Below are 19,211 nucleotides of genomic sequence, written 5' to 3'. Positions count from 1 at the left end.
AAGTGGCTTCGGACACCGCACGTCCGTTTGTGTGCGTTGTTGGGCGGGAAGTGAATCACTGCCCAGCGCCGGTCGGCACTCTGAAGCCACTCGCCGAACACTCCCTGACAGAGCGATGGCGAGCGGCTGACCCTCCGACAGTACGACCCGCGAGACGCCCACGCCGTCTGGGGCTCCACGAGTGGGCGATGCGGGTCGCCGGCACCGATCCGGCGGACGTGCCTGGCACCGACGACCTCCGGGCGATCGAGACGCAGTACCTCGACGCGGGCGGGGAGTTTCTGGTCGGTATCGGGGACGGCGAGGACGACAGCGACGTCGCCGTCCCCGAGACCTTCGACGGGCCGGTGGTCGCGATGGGCGGGCTCTTGCCCTCGGAGTCGGGCCACGACGACGAGCGAACGGTCCCCGGCGCTGCCGAACTCCACCGGATGCGCGTCGCCCCGCCGATGCAGGGCCGTGGCCACGGCCGAGACCTGCTGGCGACTCTCGAACGACGGGCGGCCCAGCAGGTTTCCGAGACGCTGCTGGCGACGACGGCCGTCCGGCAGGAAGCGGCGGCACGGTTCTACCCCGCTGCGGGCTATCGCGAGGTCGACCGCTCGGTACAGGGCGAGTACGGCCGATCCACTTCGAGAAGACGCTGTGAGCGCGCCGCCGTCGCGGCGGGCTGTCTCACGATAGAAGATTTAAGACCGCGGGCGGTAGAGGGTCCGCATATGTCTGACGGCGACTTCGCGGGGTACGGCGGCCGCCACGTCCCGATCCGCTGGTAGCACCGCTCGAACAGCTCGCGACGACCTACGACGACATTCGAGAGACGACGGCGTTCCAGACGGAGCTCCGGGACCTGCTCGAATCGTTCGCCGGGCGACCGACGCCCCTGTTTCACGCGGAGACGCTCAGCGACCGCTGGGGTGCGGAGATCTTCCTCAAGCGCGAGGACCTGCTCCACGGCGGGGCCCACAAGATCAACAACACGCTCGGACAGGCGCTGCTGGCCAAACAGGCCGGCAAGGAGCGACTGATCGCCGAGACCGGCGCGGGCCAGCACGGCACGGCGACGGCGATGGCCGGCGCGTTGCTGGACCTCGACACGGAGATCTACATGGGCAAGAAAGACGTCGAGCGCCAGCGGATGAACGTCTTCAGGATGCGCCTGATGGGTGCGCAAGTCAACGAAGTGACCCAGGGCGAGGAGGGGCTGGCCGAGGCCGTCGACGTCGCTCTGGAGGACTTCGCTCACAACGTCGACGACACCCACTATCTCGTGGGCAGTGTCGTCGGCCCCGACCCGTTCCCGCGGATGGTCCGGGACTTCCAGAGCGTCATCGGCGAGGAGGCCCGCGAGCAGTTCCGCGAACGCACGGGTGAGTTGCCCGACGCCGCGGTGGCCTGTGTCGGCGGCGGATCGAACGCGATGGGGCTGTTCCACGCCTTCCGGGACGACGACGTGGCCTTCTACGGCGGCGAGGGCGGCGGTGAGGGCGCGGACTCGGAGCGCCACGCCGCGCCGCTCGCGGCGGGCTCCGAGGGCGTCCTCCACGGGATGAAGACGCGGGTCATCGACGACGACGTGTCTGTCCACTCCGTCTCGGCGGGCCTGGACTACCCCGGCGTCGGCCCGGAACACGCCATGTTCCGCGAACTCGGCCGCGCACAGTACCGCGGAATCACCGACGAGGAAGCGCTCGACGCGTTCCGCGAACTCTCCGAGTCCGGGGAATCATCCCGCACTGGAGACGAGCCACGGCCTCGCGCTCGCGAAGCAACTGGCCGAGGACGGCGACCACGAGACGATCCTCGTGAACCTCTCCGGCCGGGGCGACAAGGACATGGCACAGGCCGCAGAGCAGTTCGATCTCGCCTGATACTGCCGGCTGTCCGTCTGTGCAGCATTTCGCGACCCCGTGGTCGCGCTCTCTCGAAACAGCGACAGCCGGCAGTATGACACTGCCGGGTGGCCGACTTCGCCGCCCGCTGTCGCGGCTCCGCTGTTCGATTCCGCCGGATTTATCAAAATATTATTTCAAGCGCTGTATGGATCGACGGACGTTCCTGACGACGACCTGCGCTGGCACGGCGGCCCTCTCTGGATGCCTGTCGGCGCTTCCGTGGACGAGCGGGGAACACGCCACTGCCCGAGTCCCCGGCGGTTCCTGGACACAGCACGGGGCGGACGCCGCCAACACGTTCGCCCCGGCCGTCTCCGCGCCCTCGCGGGCGGCCTTCGCGTGGACGTCTTCGGCGTTCACGCGCTGGGACGGTTATCGCCGACGGCACGATCTACACGACGAACTTCGATCCCAGCAACGACGGCAGTGCCATCGCGCTCGACGCACAGGACGGCACCGAACAGTGGCGCACGACGCTCGACAGGGAGGCCGTCACGGACGCGCCCTCGTCGACGGCCGGTTCGTCGTCGCACACGACTCCGGCCTCGTCGCCCTCGACCGACAGGAGGGGCGTCGACTGGGAGCGCGCCGTCGAGGATCGACACGTCGCTTGCGCAACTGCTCGCCGTCGCGGCGTCTGGGACGATCGTCGTTCCGTACGCCGACGGCCTCAAGGCGTTCGGGGCGACGGACGGCGAACGGCGCTGGAAAGCGCCCGAACTGCCGGGCCAGCGGGTCACACCCGCCATCGCCGACGGGACGATCTACGCCGTCGGCAGCGTCGACGGGACAGACACGCTCGCCGCGCTCGCGCTCGCCGACGGATCGGTCCGCTGGACGCGCTCGCTCGACGGACGAGCCCCGAGCGCGCCGGTCGTGACCGACCACGGCCTCCTCGTCGTCGACGACCGGACGCTCGTCGTCCACGACCGGGAGACGGGCGACCGCCGCAGCGAACTCCACTCGTTCGACTACGACGGGACGACCTTCGACGCGACGGTCGCTACCGACGGCACGACGGCGTTCGTGACCAGCGACGACGGACTCACCGCCGTCGACATCGCCGACGGAACGACCCGGTGGCACTACGACGAGTGGGTGTACACCGACGGCTTCTCGGTCGGGACCGAGACCGTGGTCGCGATGGCCGACGGCGGCGAGTCCACCGACCGGACGATCACCGCGTTCGACCGCGAGACGGGCGAGGCGCGCTGGGACTACGTGATGGACGGCTTCCACACGCCCTCGATCGGACCGATCCTCGCCGACGGTGCCGTGTTCTTCGCGACCAGCAGCACCGACGGCCTCGTCGCCATCGGAGACGTTCCGGAGTGACACCGCCGATACGTTGCGGGACGACTCGCCCTTCCGGGTGACGACGCGGGCCACAGACGAACGGCCGACGGTCCGACCCCTTCGAACTCTCGCGCCCGATCTCCGGCAAACTCGTGAACCGTCTAACACGTTCGGGGGATTTTTACTGCTTGGTACGGTATACCACGGCATGTCTGGTCCATCGCACGGCGTCGACGATCCGGTCGACGAACTGAGCGAAACCGAGGAGTTCGACAGCCTGATCGGTATCGTCGGCGACGGCGTCGTCGGCGCGGCGGGCGGGCTCGTCGGGACGGCGCTGTCGACGGTCGTCTTCCTCATCGCGGAGAGTCTCGGCGTCTTCGAACGGTCGGCGTTCGCGCTGCTGACCGAACTCGTCGGTATCGAGGAACTGGTCCCACCGATCCTCGCGGGCTATCTCATCTTCCTCGCCGGTGGGATGGCCCCTGGCCGCTGCTGTACGCCTCGCTGAAGGAGTACCTGCCCGGTCGTCGAGACCCGGTCAGCGGCGCGTTCTTCGGGTTCGCGATCTGGACCGGCTTCGTACTGGGCTTTTACACCGGCCAGTCCGGCCTCGCGCTCGTCGGCTACGCCGTCCTGACGCTGCTGGCACACGTCGTCTACGGCGTCGGCCTCGGACTCGTCTTCGAGTACTTCCGGACCCGGCCCAACTCGATCGTCTGATCTCGCGGCGGCCGAGAGCGGTACGCTTGTCTCCCTCGCCGGCCACACACGCGTATGCACCTCTCCGAGGCCACCTGGACCGACGCCGCGGATCTCGACACGGACCTGGCCGTCCTCCCGGTCGGCAGCACCGAACAGCACGGCCCCCACGGCCCGCTGGGGACCGACGTTCTCACGGCCGAGGCCGTCGCCGAAGCCGGGGCCGAGGCCTACGACGGCGAGGTCGTCGTCGCGCCCGCGATCCCGGTCGGCGTCGCCGAGGAACACCGCCACTTCGCTGGGACGCTGTGGGTCGGCGAGGACACCTTCCGGGACTACGTCGGCGAGACGATCGCGAGCCTCGCCAGCCACGGCTGGGATCGGGTCGTCGTCGTCAACGGCCACGGCGGCAACGTCGACGCGCTCCGGGAGATCTGCGGGCGAGTCACCCGCGACGGGACGGCCTACGCGGTCCCGCTGACCTGGTTCGACGCCGTCGACGCGCCGGACATGGGCCACGGCGGCCCGGTCGAGACGAGCCTCCTCCTGGCGACCGACCCCGAACTCGTCCGGAGCGACCGCCTCGAAGCCAGCGCGGCCGACGCCGCCGACTCGTGGGGCGAGTTCGAACACGGCGTCAATCTGGCCTACGACACCGACGAGTTCAGCGAGAACGGGACGGTCGGCGATCCGCGAGCGGCGAGTGCCGACCGCGGCGCGGCGTTGCTCGACGCGGCGAGCGAGGCGCTGGCGGACGTGCTGGCGAGTGTCAGAGACCGCGATAGTACCAATTGAAACGATCGACACACCGATCGCACTGCTGTCGTGCGATCGGGTGTGCATCGATTTTCACTGGCTACTATAGCCGCAGGCTTCTGCCTCGGCGTCTGCGTCGGCGTCGGCCTCGGCGTCGTCGGTCTCCTCGTCCGCGTCTTCGGCGAACTCTTCGAGGGTCCCCGGAGCAATGGGATCGTGCTCGTCAGCTCGCCCACCTGCTCGCGGGCCGTCTCCACGTCTTCGAGCAGCGTTTCGAGCGCGGCGATGTCTTCTTCGAGGTCACCGGCGTCCTCGAAGGCGTCGGCACGCTCGCCCATCGTGTACCACTTCTTGGCGTCTCTGAGGTGTTCTTCGGCGTCTTCCACGTCGAGTGCGCCTTTCAGTGCGTTGAGCACGCCCAGCGTGTTGTCGGCGTCGACGTCCCAGATGTCGTCGGCCACCGGAGGACCGCGCGTGCTTCGTCGAGTGAGGCCTCGACGTCGTCGCGCATCTCGGAGGCGGCCTCGCCGAACAGTTCGTCGTCGTCGAGCGTCGATTGGCTCATGGTCACGTGTTCACACGGCGGGGAATTAAAAGCCCGCCTGAAAGTGAAAGTGTAACCGCAAGCGGGTAGCGGTCCAGGTGCGACGAAACCGAAAGACGCTACCGGACCGTGGTTTCGTCGGCTCGCAACTCCTCGCGAACCTCGGGGATCGGGTCGAGATCGTCGTCGACGCCGCCGAGCACCAGCATCGCGTAGTAGCGCAGGAACGACTGGAGCGGTGCCTGTACGAGTCCGCCCACGAGCAGCGCCACCACGAAGAAGGCCAGTCCGAGCACGGCATAGACCGCGATCGCGGCCGTACTGAACGCCGCGAACGTGTAGACGCCGAAGGCGACGAGCCCGAACGGAATCGCCACGAGCGCGAGCGCGAACAGCATGACGATGCTGCCGAGGATCCCGACGCCGATCCCCAGTAACACGCTGACGACGAGGTAGACGAGGTACTCCGCGAGGTTACTGGTGATCGACGACCACAGCCGACTCCAGGCAGCGAGCAGGCCGCGGTCCTCCGCCAGCATGATGGGGACGACGAACACGGTCGTGAACCCGTTGACGATCCCGGTGCCGATCACCAGGAGCACGATCAACGGGATCGCCAACGCGAACAGGCCCAGCGACGCCGCGACGTTGTCGACGCCGCCAGCGACCAGCAGTCCCACCAGGAACAGTCCGACTACGAACACCCCGCGGCGAGGACGATCGCGACCTGAAAGCCAAGCAGCCGGAGGCCGTTGCCGACGTTGCGCGAGAAGTACCGCCGGACGTGGACCTCGCGCTCGAACAGCGACTCGACGAAGACGAACTCCATGATCGGCGAAGCAAACAGCAGCAGGAGGGCAAACAGGACGGCAACCCCGATGAGAGCGACGGTAGGCCGATCGCGGCGTCGGGCGTCACGCTCCCTGCTCCGGCACTCGGCGCGGTCCCGAGGTCACCGTTGCCGGCGAACTGCGGTACGTTGCTTGCGTTGTTCAGGACGCCACCGCCGCCGGTGACGAAGAACATGATCACTGCGAGACGAAGCCACGTTCCGCGATCGAAGGGGAGGAGGAACCCCTTCGTGGCCTCGATTGCGTCGTCGATAGCATCCAGGGCAGCGTATCCCATGTACGACGGTACAGCGACGACGGCACTAAAATTATCGCTTTTCGAACACACCTCGCGGACGCTACTCGGGGGCGGCCACGTCGTCGACCGCCATCAGCGGATAGTCGCCGTCCATCCGCATGCTCGTCTCGACGGCGACGCCCTCGTAGTCGATAGTCATCTCTACCTACCGACGGTGAACTCGGTGTAGTCGGCCGACTGCGCCTCGATCTCTGCACGGAGCGCCTCCTCGCGGATGTCGACACGCACGTCCTCGCAGTGGGGCTGGTTCTCGATGGCCTCGGCCATCGCCGCCGCCAGCGAGTCGGCGCTGTCTGGGCTGATCGGCGTCCCCGCGAACTGGTGGTACAGCGAGCCGAACTTCACGCCCGCCTCGAAGCACGCGACCTGTGGATCTGTCGGGTCCATACCCGTCGGTGGGGACCTGACGAAAGACTGTCGAGAGAGCGCCGAAACCGCAAGGTACGTATCGCCCCCGCCGTAGCATCTACCTGAATGAACGAGCCTGTTCTGCTCACGGGCGCTGGCGGTGCGGTTGGGGCTATCCTCGGTGGGCTCGAAGACGACTACGAGTGGAAGCTCATGTATCACAGTCCGCCCGTCGAGGAGCCCGATCACGACTACGTCGTCGGTGACGTGGCGAACGACGAGGACGTTCGGGCCGCCGTCGAGGGCGTCGGGGCGATCATCCACCTCGCCGGAGATCCACGACCCGACGCGCCGTGGAACTCCGTGCTGGCGAACAACATCGACGGCACCCAGAAGATGTACGAGGCGGCCATCGACGAGGAGGTCGAGCGGTTCGTCTACGCCTCCTCGAACCACGCCGTCGGGGCCTACGAGGACGAGCGCAAGCCCGACCTGTATCGCACGCACGACGACTTCCGTCTCGACGGCTCCGAGTTCCCCCGCCGGGGAACCTCTACGGCGTCTCGAAGGCCACGGGCGAGGTCATCGGCCGGTACTACCACGACGAGTACGGGATCGACGTGTGCAACGTCCGCATCGGCAACCTCACGAAGGGACACCCGCCGATCGACTACGAGCGCGGGCAGGCCATGTGGCTCTCCTACCGCGACTGTGCCCACATCCACGACCGGGCCCTCGTCGCCGACTACGACTTCGAGATCGTCTACGGCATCTCCGACAACGACCGCAAGTACTACGCTGGAGCGGGCCAAAGAGGTGCTGGGCTACGAACCGCGGGACAACTCCGCGCACTTCGACGGCGAGGAGCGCGTAGCCGGGGCGGAGTGAGGTCCACAGCGCGCCCGGAGAGCGGGTCGAGATCGTCTACGGCATCCTCGCGAGCGGAGCGAGCAGAGCTCGACAGACGAACGGGTGAGTCTGTCGGTGTCTCCGACAACGACCGCAAGTACTACTCGCTGGAGCGAGCCAAAGAGGTGCTTGGCTACGAACCGCGGGACAACTCCGCGCACTTCGACGGCAGCGAGCGGGTCGAGACCGACGGCTGAAGCCTTCTTTTCGCTCCCGGTGACCGACGCTGATGGTCACGACGGCTGAACGAGACGACCTCTGTCACACCGCTCGGCGCGGCGGGCTCACAGATCGATCGCGACGCGCAACTCCGTGTCGGTGACCGTCTCGACGGAGTCGGCGGGGACCTCGATGTCGTCTTCGTCGGCGTCGCCGAAGCCAAAGCCCTGGATCACGCTCTCGGCGATGCCGGGTCCGGCTCGACGTAGGCCACCTGCTCGTCGGGGTCGACTTCGGTGACGACGCCGATCTGCTCGGCTTCGTTGTCCATCAGGAACTTCCCTCGTCTGCTGTCGATAGAACTGACATAGCATCTGTACTGCATCGCCGTCCTACAAGAATCTTCTCGAAGGGGAGGGCGGCAGTATCACTCGAACAGCCCGTCGACGTCCGATTCGCGGTGTTCGCGGCGCTGGACGTGTTCGCCGAGTCTGGTCGCGACGATCGGCCGGCGGTCGGGTTCGCGCACGAACGCGAAGATCAGTCCGGTGTAGGGACCACTCTCGTCGGCGGCGACCTCCTCGCGGGCGTACTCGATGCCGGCGTCGACGGCGTGCTCGTCCTCGCCTTCGGCCAGGACTCTCGCGGCGACGGCCGTCGCCGCGAAGTCAAGATCGTCGTAGGTCAACCGCTGGCCCTCGTAGACCAGCGGCGGTGCGTCGTCCGGTGTCACCTCCCGCGGGGCCGTCGCGACGCGACCGAGGAACGACCGGACGGCGTCCAGTTCGATCCCTCGATACGTCGCCGGCAGGTCGGCGAGGTACGCCCGACCGCTCTCGGCCAGCCCCGTGGCCCCGGGTGGTTCCCGTCGTCGAGGTGGTGGACGACCGCGGTGAACTGGATCAGCCCGTGGAGTAGTCGCTCGTCGTCGGTCCCCTGGGACAGGTCGAGCCAGTGGTCCTCCCAGGCGTCGTGGGCCGCGTGGTACCGGCCCTCGTTGTAGATCGCGACGCCCGCCCGCAGGTGATCGCGCATGCACGGGCTTCGATCCCGGCGGGCAAAACGCCTGGGTCTACTCCTCGATCAGCACCTCGACGTCGCCGCCGAGTCCGACGATCACGTTCGACCCCTGGCGCACGTCGAAGGCGTCGATCGGGAGCGAGACGGTCCGGTCGGGGCCGTCCTTGACCGACACCGCGGCTCGTACTCGCCCGCCGTGTCGATACCGGGGTCGAGTTCTCGCCGCTCGTCTGCGTCCAGCGACACCGTCTCCTCGGAGATCGTTTCCCCGCCGCGCGACGGTCACGGTGACCGTCGCCTCGCCGCTCCGTTCGCGAGCACCAGCAGGATCGGATCGTCCGGCGGCGGGGTGGGACTCGTCGTCGGTTCGGCGGTCGGCGTCACGTCGGGATCGGGCGACTCGACACAGCCGGCGAGGGTCGCGACGCCGAGACCGGCCGCTCGGAGGAAGGCACGTCTGTTCACGCCGGTCGATCCGGCCGCCCGGACAAGTGCTTTCTGTCGGCCGGGACCGCAAGCATTAGTTGGTGGTACCACAGAGTCGACGGCATGTCACTCACCGACGCGCAGTTCGAACAGTACCAGCGAGACGGCTACGTCGTCGTCGAGGACGCCCTCGACGCCGAGACGGTCGACCGCGTGAAGCGTCGCCTGCGAGCGTACACTCACGGCGACCGCGCCGTCGAGGGTTCCAGTCACAGATCGAGCCGGCCGTCGAGCGCGGCGAGATCGAGGTCGAGCACACGGGCGACGCGGTACGGAAGTTCGAGGGGCTGGGCATGGTCGAGACCGACGACGTGTTCCGCTCGGTCGCCCACGACGCCACGATCACGGACACCGCCGCCGAACTGCTCGGGCCGAACCTGAAGCTCCTGCGCAGCGCCGCGATGTTCAAACCACCGGCGGTCGGCAGCGAGAAGGGATTCCACCAGGACGCGGCCTACTACCCGATCCAGCCGATGGACCACGTCACCGTCTGGATCGCGCTGGACGAAGCGACGACCGAGAACGGCTGTATGAACGTCGTGCCGGGCGCGCACACGGACGGCCTGCTGGGCCACGAGGCCGCCGACTACGACACGGACATCGTCATCGCCGAGGACGACGTGGACCGCTCTGACGCCGTCGCCGTGCCGATGGAACCGGGCGACGCACTCTTCGCTCACTGCCTGGTTCCACACTTCACCGCCCCCAACACGACCGACCAGTGGCGGCGCGCGCTCATCGTGTCCTACATGGACGCCCGCTCGCGGTTCACGACGCCGGCCGAGGACCGGCCCGACTGGGTGGACTCCGTCCACATCCGGGGCGAAGAGTTCCCCGGCTGTGTGTAGGTGGTTTCTCTGACCGGCAAAACGTCCTGACAGCGATATCGCCCGTCACTTCTCGTCGTCGCACGAACGGACAGTCGTCACTCGCAGTGTAGTGAAAGGAAAACGTCCGGACAGCGATTTGAACGCTGGTCCCTGGCTCCGCAAGCCAAGAGGATAGTCCACTACCCTACCCGGACTCACTCTAACCGAAGAGGTGCTGTAAAGGGTTACGGTTCGATCGGGCACTGCGGGACGGTACCACGAGTGTCGTCGCCGTGGCGTCGTCGACGCGACTCGAGGCGTCCCACGGCCACGCGGCGAGGGCGTCCACCGTACGAACGACCACAAGCTAATTACTTTCAGCCGTTCTCGTGGTGAACGTGAACCGTCGAACGACACTGATCCGGCTCGTCGGGCTCGGGGCGGCGGGGCTGGCGGGCTGTGTGTCCGGCAGCGACGGCGGTGACCGGCGACAGCGGACGACCCAGACAGCCATGACTCCGACACTGGACGACGCGACGATCGTGGTACAGCGCAACGACTGTGGCCAGACGACCAGCGACGCGACGGTGTCGTTCGGGAGCACGTGGCCGTCTCGGGAACGATCTGGGCTCCGGACCCCGGCTGGACGGCAGTCCTGTCGGCGGCCAGCTACGACGCCGACGACGACGAACTGACCGTCGCCGTCGGTGTCGAACCACGGGACGACAGCGGTCCGGTCGTCCAGTGTATCGCCGAGATCGAGTACCGGGTCACGGCGACCTTTTCCGACGGCCTGCCGGGAGCGTGACGGTCACACACGAGACCGACGAGGGCGTGGCGACGGTCGCGACGGCGACGGCGTGACCACCCTGGCGGTCCGTGCGTTTATCCCGGAACGCGACCCATCGCCGCTATGCTACCGAGCCGAGGGGCGGAAACCACCGGACGCGAGCGGTGCGTTCTCGTAACGACAACGCTTAAGCGGCGGCCAACCTTGCCTTGTGTACATCAATGGGTGCGATAGGAGACATCTACGCGGACCTCGAGACGGACGAGGTCTCCGAGGAGGAGTTCCGCGAGGCCGTCGAGGAGAAGGTCGAGCAGATGGGCGGGCTCGCAGACGAGGAGACCGCCGCGATGTTGCTCGCACACGAACTCAACGAGAACGAGGTCAACGCGGTCGCCGACATCGAGCCGGGGATGAACGAGGTGAAGTTCATCGCGAAGGTGATGTCGGTCGGCGATCTGCGCACCTTCGAACGGGACGGCGACGGCGAGGACGAGGACGAACGAGGGTCGCGTGATCAACGTCGAGGCGGCCGACGAGACGGGCTCGGTCCGGCTGGCGTTCTGGGACCAGGAAGCCGAGTCGATCGACGAAGGACAACTCGACGTGGGCGACGTGTTGCGCGTCGCCGGCCGGCCCAGGAGGGTACAACGGGCTGGAGGTCTCCGTCGACAAGGCCGAACCCGACGAGGACGCGACCGTCGACGTCGAGCCCGGCGGGGTCGACCATCGACGCCCTGAGCATGGGCCAGTCCGACGTCGACGTGCGCGGCGTGGTCCTCGACACCGACTCGATCCGGACGTTCGACCGCGACGACGGCAGCGAGGGCCGGGTCGCGAACCTGACGATCGGCGACGAGACCGGTCGGGTTCGGGTGACCCTGTGGGACGACCGGGCCGACCGTGCCGAGAGATCGATCCCGGGACGGCCGTCGAGATCGTCGACGGCTACGTCCGCGAGCGCGAAGGGAGTCTCGAACTCCACGTCGGCGACCACGGTGCCGTCGACGAGATCGACGAGGCGGTCGCCTTCGAGCCCGACGCCGCCGCGATCGAGCACGTCGAGATCGGCGAGACCGTCGACATCGCCGGCGTCGTTCGCTCGGCCGATCCGAAGCGGACGTTCGACCGCGACGACGGCAGCGAGGGCCAGGTTCGCAACGTCCGGATTCAGGACGCGACCGGCGACATCCGCGTCGCGCTCTGGGGCGAGAAGGCCGACAAGGAGATCGCACCGGGCGACGAGATCCTCGCGGCCGACGTGGAGATCGACGACGGCTGGCAGGACGACAAGGAAGCGTCGGCCGGCTGGCAGTCGACCGTGGTCGTCCTCGACGGTGCCGCCAGTGCTCCGGGCAACGGCGGCGCTGGTGGCGGGGGACAGGCGACCGGAGCCACGAGTGCCGACGGCGGCAGCGCCTCGGCGGGGCTCGACGACTTCGCCGACGGGGGCACCGCCACGGCGACCGACGAAAGCGACGACGAGACCACTGCCGGCGAGACGATCGAGTTCACCGGGACGGTCGTCCAGACCGGCGACCCGGTCGTACTCGACGACGGCGAGGAGACGATGAGCGTCGAGACGGCCGAACGCGTCCAGCTCGGTCAGGAGGTCACGGCCCGCGGGACCCTCCGAGACGACCGACTCGACGCCGACGACGTGTTCTGACGCGCCGAGCGCAGTTACGGAAACTCTTAAGGCTGCGACAGTCCCGCCTTTGTGTATGAGCGTCGAGCTACCGTTCGCGCCGGTCGATTCGGTGATCCGGCGGAACGCGGGTGGGTTGCGTGTCAGTGCCGAAGCCGCCGAGGAACTGGCTCGCCGGATCCAGGAGTACGGGGCACGACTGGCCGCCGCCGCCGCCGAGACGGCGACGGCGGACGGACGAAAGACCTTGATGCCCGAGGACTTCGACGCCGAGGGCGTCCGAGACAAGGACGAACTGGAGCTGCCGGTCGCGCCGGTCGACCGGATCGCACGGCTCGACATCGACGACAGCTACCGGGTCGCGATGGACGCCGGGTCGCACTCGCCGACATCCTCGAAGCGTACGCCGACGACGTGGCGGCCGCCGCCGCGACGCTCGCCCGCCACGCCGACCGGCGGACGATCAAGGCCGAGGACGTCGAGACGTACTTCGAACTGCGGCAGTACTACTGAATGAACTTCGGCTACCGCGAGGTCTGCCTCGACCACGACACGGGTCCGCGCCACAGAGAGTGCCGACCGCCTCCGGGCGATCAGGCGGGGTCTCGCGGAATACCACGGCGTCGAGTACGTCGCCGCGGGCGACGCCGACGAGGAACTGATCTGCAAGGTCCACGATCCCGACTACGTCGCGGAGATCAAGACGTTCTGTCAGGATGGTGGGGGCAACTGGGACGCAGACACCGTCGCCGTCGAGGACACCTGGAAGGCCGCACTCGCCAGTGCCGGCCTCGCCGAGTGGGCGGCGCTCTCGGCGCTGGAGGGCGACGACGGCCGCGAGACGCCGTTCGCGCTGGGCCGTCCGCCCGGCCACCACGCGGTCGCGGACGACGCCATGGGCTTTGCTTCGTCGACAACGCCGTCGTCGCGGCCCAGTCGGCACTCGACGAGGGTGCCGAGGGGTCGCGATCTTCGACTGGGACGTCCACCACGGCAACGGGACCCAGGACATCTGCTACGACCGCGACGACATCTTCTACGCGTCGATCCACGAAGACGGCCTGTACCGGCACCGGCGACGTCGACGAGACGGGAACCGGCGACGGCGCGATGACGACACTCAACGTCCCCTACGACCCCGGTGCCGACACCGTCGACTACCTGGCTGCCGTCGACGGCCGATCGCCCCGGAGATCGAGTCGTTCGATCCCGACCTCCTGCTGGTCAGCGCCGGCTTCGACGCCCATCGCCACGATCCGATCTCCCGGATGCGGGTCTCCTCGGAGGGTACGGACTTATCACCCAGCGGATGCGCGAGCACCGACCGCTGTGACGCCGGCCTCGGTTTCGTTCTCGAAGGCGGCTACAGCCTCGACACCCTGACCGACAGCCTCACCACCGTCCACGAGGTCTTCGACGGCTACCAGCCCTCACAGCCCGACGGGTCGGTCAGCGAGGACGCCCGCGACGTGCTCGACGCCCTGGTCGATCAGGGCTTCGGGTCGACGTAGTCCGCGAGTTCGACGCCGAACTCGCCTGCCAGGGACGCGACCGCCTCGCCGACCAGTACCTCGTACTCCGCTTCGAGCGCCGACGCGACGTGTGTCCCCAGCGCCACGTTCGACAGCGCGTCGCTTCGCAGGAACGCCGACGCCGTCGCGAACTCGCGGTCGCGTTCGACGACGTAGCGATCCCCGTCGACGTACGGCCCCGTCGCGTCGGCGGCGGCGTACTTCTCGTAGAATCCCGCTGCGTGGTCCCGGACGTGGACCGGCGGCCCCTCGTGGCGCTCTATCGTGGGCCGCTCGGCTACTTCCAGTTCCGCCAGCAAGACGGCCGTCTCGTCTGCGAACGCCGTCGAGCGGAGGACGTCGAATCCGCGCCGATTCAAGGCGTCGGTCACTCCCGACAGCGACCGTTCGAGCAGGGCCAGAAGCGATCGTCGACGAGATCCGGCGCGTCGAACCACCACCGGCGTCGTCCCCCGCCGCTCGAACCACGCCCGGACTGTCTCGGCGTCGACCGGCTCGGACTCGCTGGGCTCGAACAGGTCCGCTCGTGGCTCGGCCACGCTCGCGTGCGTAGTGCTGGAAGGTCGCCAGGCGTGGCTGACAGCACCGCCGCGACGTTTCGCTCGGGTCCGTGGGATCGATCACGACGAGCGGATCGTCGAAGCTCTCCCGCCCGTGGTCGGCCGGATCGAACTTCACCGGCGGCGTCCACGCCGCCGCGGCTCGACGAGCGGCCGGAACCCGTCGTGTTCGAGCACGAGCAGCTCCGTCAGGTAGCCGGAGAACCCCTCCGTCCTGAGGTCGCTGCCGTAGACGCCGATCGCCTTCATGAACTGCTTGCAGACCCGCACGTCCGCGGCCAGCGTCTCGTCGAGTCGCTCGGCGAGATAGCGCGTGTGAAACGGCGTCCGGTCGACCGCCGACTGGATCGTCGCCGCGTCGGCGACGTCGTAACACGGGACCAGATCTACGTCGTACCCGTCGACGGTGCCCTTGACGTAGGGGTGTTCGGCGTACTCCTCGTGGCCCGCCGGCAACACGGCGTGGCCGACCGAGAGCCGTACTCCTCTAACTCCTCGCGGTCGAGTTCGGGCGGGAAACAGACGAACAGGTCAGGTCCCGATCGCCCGCCGTCCACGTCCCGCGCGCCGTCGAGCCCACCCGCACGACGTGGGCGTCGACGGGCAACGACGCGATCGCGTCCTCGGCCCGCTCGGTGAGTCTGTCCGCGACCGCCTGCAACGCCGCGCGCTCGTCGTCGCCAGGGGTCCCGCTCGCGAACCCGCTCGACCACGGCGTCGACCTCGTCGCTCATGCCCCCGGCTTTGCGAGGAGTGCGTGAAAGCGTGTCGATGGACGACGGAAAGCGAAAGTCCTATTTAACAACTCGGGCTATGGTGGGACAGAGCCGCCGTAGCTCAGTTGGTAGAGCACCACGCTGTTAACGTGGTTGTCCCAGGTTCGAGCCCTGGCGGTGGCGCTTCTCCCGTCGTCGACTCCCCGAGCCAGTCGCTCAGCCTCCGTCGAGCGGCCCGTGGCGAGTGTCTCGCCGCTGCCGGAGACGGTAGAATTTTGTCGGCCGGTGGGATACGAACGTACCAGGGCCCTTAGCTTAGTCTGGTTCAAAGCGATCGGCTCATAACCGATTGAGCGGTGGTTCAAATCCGCCAGGGCCCATCCACAGTTTGCAGGGTTCGTGGCCGACGGTTTCGTGCCACACAACGTCTGATACAGCCGTTTTCTCGATTCGGGTGGGGTCCAGGTCGCAGGTCGCGTCTGGAGTTCATTCAAACGATGGTTGCGCGCCGCTGTCGTCATGCCTTCGCTGATCGCTGAAGGCAGGGTAAAGTCACAATGGCTGATTAGTTCTCACACATTAGATTTCGAAGGAGTGTTTCAGACTACGTTATCTACCAATACAAGAGAGTGCTCTTGATTTGAGTCAGCAAAAAGAGTATGATGAACTATCGCAGTCAGCAACTACTAATAGATGGTAACACAATGTCATACACCATCTGCTGAATACGATTGCTATGCTCGCACATTTTATTTCACCGGAACAACTTTTGGCCATTCCACTCTACGTGATAACATGACGGGGCTGGGCGAGACGATTCTCGACAGTGCGCGTTCACACGTCGAGTAAACCGAATCGTGCGGGACATCGTACTCGACATACGGGACGGCAAACAGTGGGCAGAAGACCAAATCAGATTGGTATCGCTCTCGCGGTAGAGAAGTGGATTGGGTTCTGGTACGCTTTCCTGCTCACAATATTCGTAGGTTGGGGTGGCTTGATGCTGGTCGAGGCTACGAGACGGGCCAGCAGTGTATCCGTAATAGCCGACACAGGCTCCGTGGCTCGTCTCTCATATTAGCACTCTCGGGTTCATTACAGTATTTCAGCCGGCATCGGAATGTTCAGTGTAGCGACCGTTTCCGTGGTTCGCCTGGTACTGTGGGTTCGTGACGTGACGAAGAACTACTGGAACCAGCATACCCCTCGACACCCCGAATCGGATACGGAGTCAGTTACTCCCCGTGGCCGCCGTCGGAGGAAGAGGTGAATAAAGCGCGGGAGAAATTCCGCAATTTCGCTGGAAAAGGTACTCTCCTCTTTATGATTATCATGCCGACCCTCCTCTGGCTGGAGTTGAATTATCCGAATCAACTCCACGCAGTCGTCTCGAATCCCGAGCTATCGTCAGTTGGCGATGTAGTGAATGCAGCAGTATGGGTAATCAACATTGAGGGCTGTTCGGTACGGTTTCGACTAGCGTCTCTCAGGCGTGGGTCATCTACTCTATTCTACTCTTCATCATCCCTGGAATCTTTCTCTCGATTGCTGCACGGAATCTGTTATTCCTCTCGGAAGGGTACGTACGAACCAGGATTGAGAAGGTAGCAGAGCGAGGTCTTCTCAGTTGGTCTGGTCTCAAGCTCACCGGACTGTTTGTCGGGTTCTCACTCTGGGGCGTCGGTATTCTGTATCAGGTCTTCGCCGGCCTGTGATCTCCTTTCGGCCCCCTGGTTAACTGAGTCACCGCGTATGTACTTCAGCAGTTCTTCGTTATAGCCAGTTATAGTTCCTTAGACGGCTTGATAGTGTAGATGAATTTTCTATGTATAGAATACCCAACTTGAACAATATTATTTACCCCCGCTGCATAGAGGTTTAGCTGTGTCCGTCACAGATAAACTATCTGACCTTCTCCAGATAGACGCTGAAGACCTCCATGAGACTGCAAAGAAGGGCCTGTGGCTATCAGTTTCACTGGACTTTTCGGAGTGGTTATTTCTGCTATTTCGCTCCTAATAGCGTTTACAACCGTGCTCTCACTCGGAGGGGACGAAGGGGCGATTATTTCGTGGATTGTCTCAAAGGGCATCATGCTGGTTGCCACGCTCATACTAATTGTCCCGATGGTTCGAGGCCTTCGATGGGTTTCTAAGCGCGTCAATCGATCCTCAACTTACGCCTGGGGTATACTGGACCCGATATTCGCCACCCTCTGGGTCTTAATGGGCGTCTTCGGGATGCTGTTTGCTCTATCTAATTTCACCACAGACCCAAACATTCAGACACCCATTGGAACGATTCTGATGATGGGTGTCTACTTCGTATTCGCTGGAATTGGGACAGCATCAGCGATGGCGTGGTTATTTGCTGGAACTACACTCGTGATGTACTCCAGGGAGCTTGATATCGATTCTATCGTCTCGAGGATAACGCATTTCCTTGACTTCCTCTGGTCATGGACTAATTATCCAAAATTGTGGTATCGATACGCGAAAGTAAACAGAATGACGCTTGGAGGCGCCCTATCCCAATTGTTCCGGCGTGCTGGCGGCGAAGTGGAAGCAGAACTAAAGACAGTAGAACCAGTTAAGGAAGAATCTGCTTCAGAGTAGAGAAGAATACCTCAACTGAACCAATAGATGAGACCTGATACGAGATCTGTTTATCAGCAACCCTGATTTATAGTTGCCAGGATCATTCGAAAGTTCACTCAATCGGGACAATTGGTTGCGATATTGAATGACGATGTCAATTCCCTCACTGCTGATGTGTGGAACGCTAAGCTCTACAGTTGAATTTGAGTCATACAGAAGTGAGACTCCCGATGCCATGACTGCGACCATCGATCAACGATTCACTGTAGATTTGATCTCTGGTGAACTCCTGTCTCTTCAGGTCACAGTATCGCTTCTACGGAGGGGTTCCTTTCTGCTAACTCTTCGAATGTTTGTGTAAATTCGATGGCGAATCGAGAATGTAAATCGTAGGTCTGTTCCGAGGCGAGTTTAGGGTATTCCGTGACGACTGTGGAAGTGCTTTTGTCTCGGAGGAGGCGACAGAGATGTGAAATTTCGCCCAGTGCGAGGAAGAAGGTGTCACGATCGTTTCGATGGGGAGTTCAAATGGGGTTTTGTCTGGGAGTTCTCGTCCCTCGAAATCAATTGTACTCCAGTCACAGATGCTCAAGTCTTTGGTAGATAAGTCGAATCTGCTGGTGAGGATAGCAATGTTGCGGATGATGCATGGTACACATTGGCCACAGTTGTCGAGTTGGTACTTTCCTTGTCTTCCGTGGTGTGGGCAAGAGACTGTAGTTCGAATAACCGCTTCGTTAGAAATACGATTTACGACCTCACGTTTGGTATCGTTGAGGAACGGGTTTTGAACGGTCGTATTCCAGTTTAGTTCCTCGGTTAGTAAGGTGTTGAACAAGTCGATTGCAACTGGTGAGACGGTTCGGGTAGTGTGCCAACCTTCGTTGAGAATGGCAAATCGCGCCATTAGTCCGGTTTCGAATGCGCGGATTTCTTCGATGCGGTGAGCGGTTGCGGTGGCTGCGGCAAACACCCAGTGGAGGAATCCGCGAGAAAACGTCGTGTACTCGTTTGTTTCTTCTTCGTAATCGAGCTCGGAAGATGTGAGGTCTCACATCAAGTAGTCTTTGCAGTTCCTCGTGACGGGCTCCGAGTCCACTCCCATAATTTAGACTCACGTACTTGCTATTGATATTCTCAGCTTGGTTCTGATTGACTCCGCCCGCGCTGTCTAATCCATCAGAGAACAGGCTCACCGTGTCCTTAGTGGGCGTGGGGTATCGAAAAAGCCGTTAGTCTGGGCAGTGGCTTTGGGCTGCTGAATGAGATCGTATGAATGACATCATAGGTCATATGCG

Annotated in this window: 12 protein-coding genes, 3 tRNA genes and 14 pseudogenes; 16 read left to right on the top strand and 13 right to left on the bottom strand. The window is 64.5% G+C overall.

From position 1 onward, the window contains the following. Positions 1-126 precede the first annotated feature (126 nt). The 5 genes and pseudogenes from AC5FRZ_RS00145 (at position 127) to AC5FRZ_RS00125 (ending at position 4,688) form a co-directional block, all read left to right on the top strand. Positions 127-649: pseudogene (locus AC5FRZ_RS00145) on the top strand (GNAT family N-acetyltransferase). 70 nt (positions 650-719) lie between these two features. Continuing rightward, positions 720-1,871, top strand: a pseudogene (gene trpB, locus AC5FRZ_RS00140) (tryptophan synthase subunit beta). A gap of 450 nt (positions 1,872-2,321) precedes the next feature. Then, positions 2,322-3,230 (top strand): outer membrane protein assembly factor BamB family protein, encoded by a 909-nt coding sequence (locus AC5FRZ_RS00135; protein ID WP_493563554.1) that lies wholly within the window; start codon positions 2,322-2,324, stop codon positions 3,228-3,230. Positions 3,231-3,399: 169 nt separating this feature from the next. Next, positions 3,400-3,914, top strand: a pseudogene (locus tag AC5FRZ_RS00130) (DUF6789 family protein). Between the two features lie 54 nt (positions 3,915-3,968). Beyond that, on the top strand, positions 3,969-4,688 hold the full coding sequence (locus AC5FRZ_RS00125) for a creatininase family protein (protein WP_153554692.1): 720 nt from the start codon (positions 3,969-3,971) through the stop codon (positions 4,686-4,688). Between the two features lie 54 nt (positions 4,689-4,742). On the opposite strand, the pseudogene AC5FRZ_RS00120 reads toward AC5FRZ_RS00125, so the two are convergent. The 5 genes and pseudogenes from AC5FRZ_RS00120 to AC5FRZ_RS00100 all read right to left on the bottom strand — a co-directional run bounded on the left by AC5FRZ_RS00120 (position 4,743) and on the right by AC5FRZ_RS00100 (position 6,729). Next, a pseudogene (locus tag AC5FRZ_RS00120) lies at positions 4,743-5,214 on the bottom strand (DUF5790 family protein). 98 nt (positions 5,215-5,312) lie between these two features. Beyond that, positions 5,313-5,873, bottom strand: a complete 561-nt coding sequence (locus AC5FRZ_RS00115; RefSeq protein ID WP_493563553.1) for a DUF7544 domain-containing protein — start codon at positions 5,871-5,873, stop codon at positions 5,313-5,315. Between the two features lie 14 nt (positions 5,874-5,887). Continuing rightward, on the bottom strand, positions 5,888-6,025 hold the full coding sequence (locus AC5FRZ_RS00110) for a DUF7544 domain-containing protein (protein WP_493565065.1): 138 nt from the start codon (positions 6,023-6,025) through the stop codon (positions 5,888-5,890). 158 nt (positions 6,026-6,183) lie between these two features. Continuing rightward, positions 6,184-6,321, bottom strand: a pseudogene (locus AC5FRZ_RS00105) (DUF7544 domain-containing protein); the annotation flags it as partial. A gap of 61 nt (positions 6,322-6,382) precedes the next feature. Further along, positions 6,383-6,729 (bottom strand): annotated as a pseudogene (locus tag AC5FRZ_RS00100) (dihydroneopterin aldolase family protein). 87 nt (positions 6,730-6,816) lie between these two features. Between AC5FRZ_RS00100 and azf the strand changes: the two are divergent. Continuing rightward, positions 6,817-7,578, top strand: a pseudogene (azf, locus tag AC5FRZ_RS00095) (NAD-dependent glucose-6-phosphate dehydrogenase Azf). Between the two features lie 95 nt (positions 7,579-7,673). After that, positions 7,674-7,796: pseudogene (locus AC5FRZ_RS00090) on the top strand (NAD(P)-dependent oxidoreductase); the annotation flags it as partial. Between the two features lie 87 nt (positions 7,797-7,883). Here AC5FRZ_RS00090 and AC5FRZ_RS00085 read toward each other — a convergent pair. From AC5FRZ_RS00085 to AC5FRZ_RS00065, 5 genes and pseudogenes are all read right to left on the bottom strand, one after another. Beyond that, positions 7,884-8,127, bottom strand: a pseudogene (locus AC5FRZ_RS00085) (DUF8593 domain-containing protein). A 58-nt stretch (positions 8,128-8,185) separates the two neighbouring features. Beyond that, positions 8,186-8,793: pseudogene (locus tag AC5FRZ_RS00080) on the bottom strand (DUF309 domain-containing protein). A 37-nt stretch (positions 8,794-8,830) separates the two neighbouring features. Then, positions 8,831-8,953: a hypothetical protein gene (locus AC5FRZ_RS00075; protein WP_493563552.1), complete on the bottom strand. Its 123-nt coding sequence runs from the start codon at positions 8,951-8,953 to the stop codon at positions 8,831-8,833. A 107-nt stretch (positions 8,954-9,060) separates the two neighbouring features. Next, on the bottom strand, positions 9,061-9,243 hold the full coding sequence (locus AC5FRZ_RS00070; protein WP_493563551.1) for a twin-arginine translocation signal domain-containing protein: 183 nt from the start codon (positions 9,241-9,243) through the stop codon (positions 9,061-9,063). An 87-nt stretch (positions 9,244-9,330) separates the two neighbouring features. After that, positions 9,331-9,477: a hypothetical protein gene (locus AC5FRZ_RS00065; protein ID WP_493563550.1), complete on the bottom strand. Its 147-nt coding sequence runs from the start codon at positions 9,475-9,477 to the stop codon at positions 9,331-9,333. 80 nt (positions 9,478-9,557) lie between these two features. Between AC5FRZ_RS00065 and AC5FRZ_RS00060 the strand changes: the two genes are divergently transcribed. Continuing rightward, positions 9,558-10,112: a phytanoyl-CoA dioxygenase family protein gene (locus AC5FRZ_RS00060; RefSeq protein WP_493563549.1), complete on the top strand. Its 555-nt coding sequence runs from the start codon at positions 9,558-9,560 to the stop codon at positions 10,110-10,112. Positions 10,113-10,215: 103 nt separating this feature from the next. Here AC5FRZ_RS00060 and AC5FRZ_RS00055 read toward each other — a convergent pair. After that, positions 10,216-10,288: transfer RNA gene (locus AC5FRZ_RS00055), tRNA-Arg, on the bottom strand. Positions 10,289-10,677: 389 nt separating this feature from the next. Between AC5FRZ_RS00055 and AC5FRZ_RS00050 the strand changes: the two genes are divergently transcribed. From AC5FRZ_RS00050 to AC5FRZ_RS00030, 5 genes and pseudogenes are all read left to right on the top strand, one after another. Next, positions 10,678-10,881 carry a hypothetical protein gene (locus tag AC5FRZ_RS00050; RefSeq protein ID WP_493563548.1) on the top strand — a complete coding sequence of 68 codons (204 nt, stop codon included), beginning with the start codon at positions 10,678-10,680 and terminating at the stop codon, positions 10,879-10,881. A gap of 203 nt (positions 10,882-11,084) precedes the next feature. After that, positions 11,085-12,529, top strand: a pseudogene (locus AC5FRZ_RS00045) (single-stranded DNA binding protein). Positions 12,530-12,584: 55 nt separating this feature from the next. Continuing rightward, positions 12,585-13,021, top strand: a pseudogene (locus AC5FRZ_RS00040) (histone). A gap of 79 nt (positions 13,022-13,100) precedes the next feature. Next, a pseudogene (locus AC5FRZ_RS00035) lies at positions 13,101-13,355 on the top strand (histone deacetylase family protein); the annotation flags it as partial. A gap of 55 nt (positions 13,356-13,410) precedes the next feature. Then, a complete protein-coding gene (locus tag AC5FRZ_RS00030) occupies positions 13,411-14,019 on the top strand; it encodes a hypothetical protein (RefSeq protein ID WP_493563547.1) in 609 nt (202 codons plus the stop codon). On the opposite strand, the pseudogene cca reads toward AC5FRZ_RS00030, so the two are convergent. Further along, a pseudogene (gene cca / locus AC5FRZ_RS00025) lies at positions 13,998-15,334 on the bottom strand (CCA tRNA nucleotidyltransferase). The gene AC5FRZ_RS00030 and the pseudogene cca overlap by 22 nt on opposite strands. Positions 15,335-15,426: 92 nt before the next feature. On the opposite strand from cca, the gene AC5FRZ_RS00020 reads away from it, so the two are divergent. From AC5FRZ_RS00020 to AC5FRZ_RS00010, 3 genes are all read left to right on the top strand, one after another. Beyond that, a tRNA-Asn gene (locus AC5FRZ_RS00020) sits at positions 15,427-15,499 on the top strand. A gap of 121 nt (positions 15,500-15,620) precedes the next feature. Continuing rightward, positions 15,621-15,696: transfer RNA gene (locus AC5FRZ_RS00015), tRNA-Ile, on the top strand. 1,581 nt (positions 15,697-17,277) lie between these two features. Next, entirely contained in the window at positions 17,278-17,931 is a 654-nt protein-coding gene (locus AC5FRZ_RS00010; protein ID WP_493563546.1) for a hypothetical protein, read from the top strand. 319 nt (positions 17,932-18,250) lie between these two features. Here AC5FRZ_RS00010 and AC5FRZ_RS00005 read toward each other — a convergent pair whose 3' ends face one another. Continuing rightward, the gene (locus AC5FRZ_RS00005; protein WP_493565064.1) at positions 18,251-18,820 is read right to left on the bottom strand and encodes a 7-cyano-7-deazaguanine synthase; all 570 of its coding nucleotides are present in this window, start codon (positions 18,818-18,820) and stop codon (positions 18,251-18,253) included. Between the last annotated feature and the right edge of the window lie 391 nt (positions 18,821-19,211).

The sequence above is a fragment of the Halomicrobium sp. HArcht1-1 genome, assembly GCF_058933285.1.
The sequence above is the reverse complement of the archived record's forward strand: the minus strand, read 5'-3'. Positions and strand labels throughout refer to the sequence as shown.

Coding starts and splice junctions, on each gene's coding strand:
- AC5FRZ_RS00005 (WP_493565064.1), bottom strand. CDS start 18,820: ATGGCGCGATTTGCCATTCTCAACGAAGGTTGGCACACTACCCGAACC.
- AC5FRZ_RS00125 (WP_153554692.1), top strand. CDS start 3,969: ATGCACCTCTCCGAGGCCACCTGGACCGACGCCGCGGATCTCGACACG.
- AC5FRZ_RS00060 (WP_493563549.1), top strand. CDS start 9,558: ATGGTCGAGACCGACGACGTGTTCCGCTCGGTCGCCCACGACGCCACG.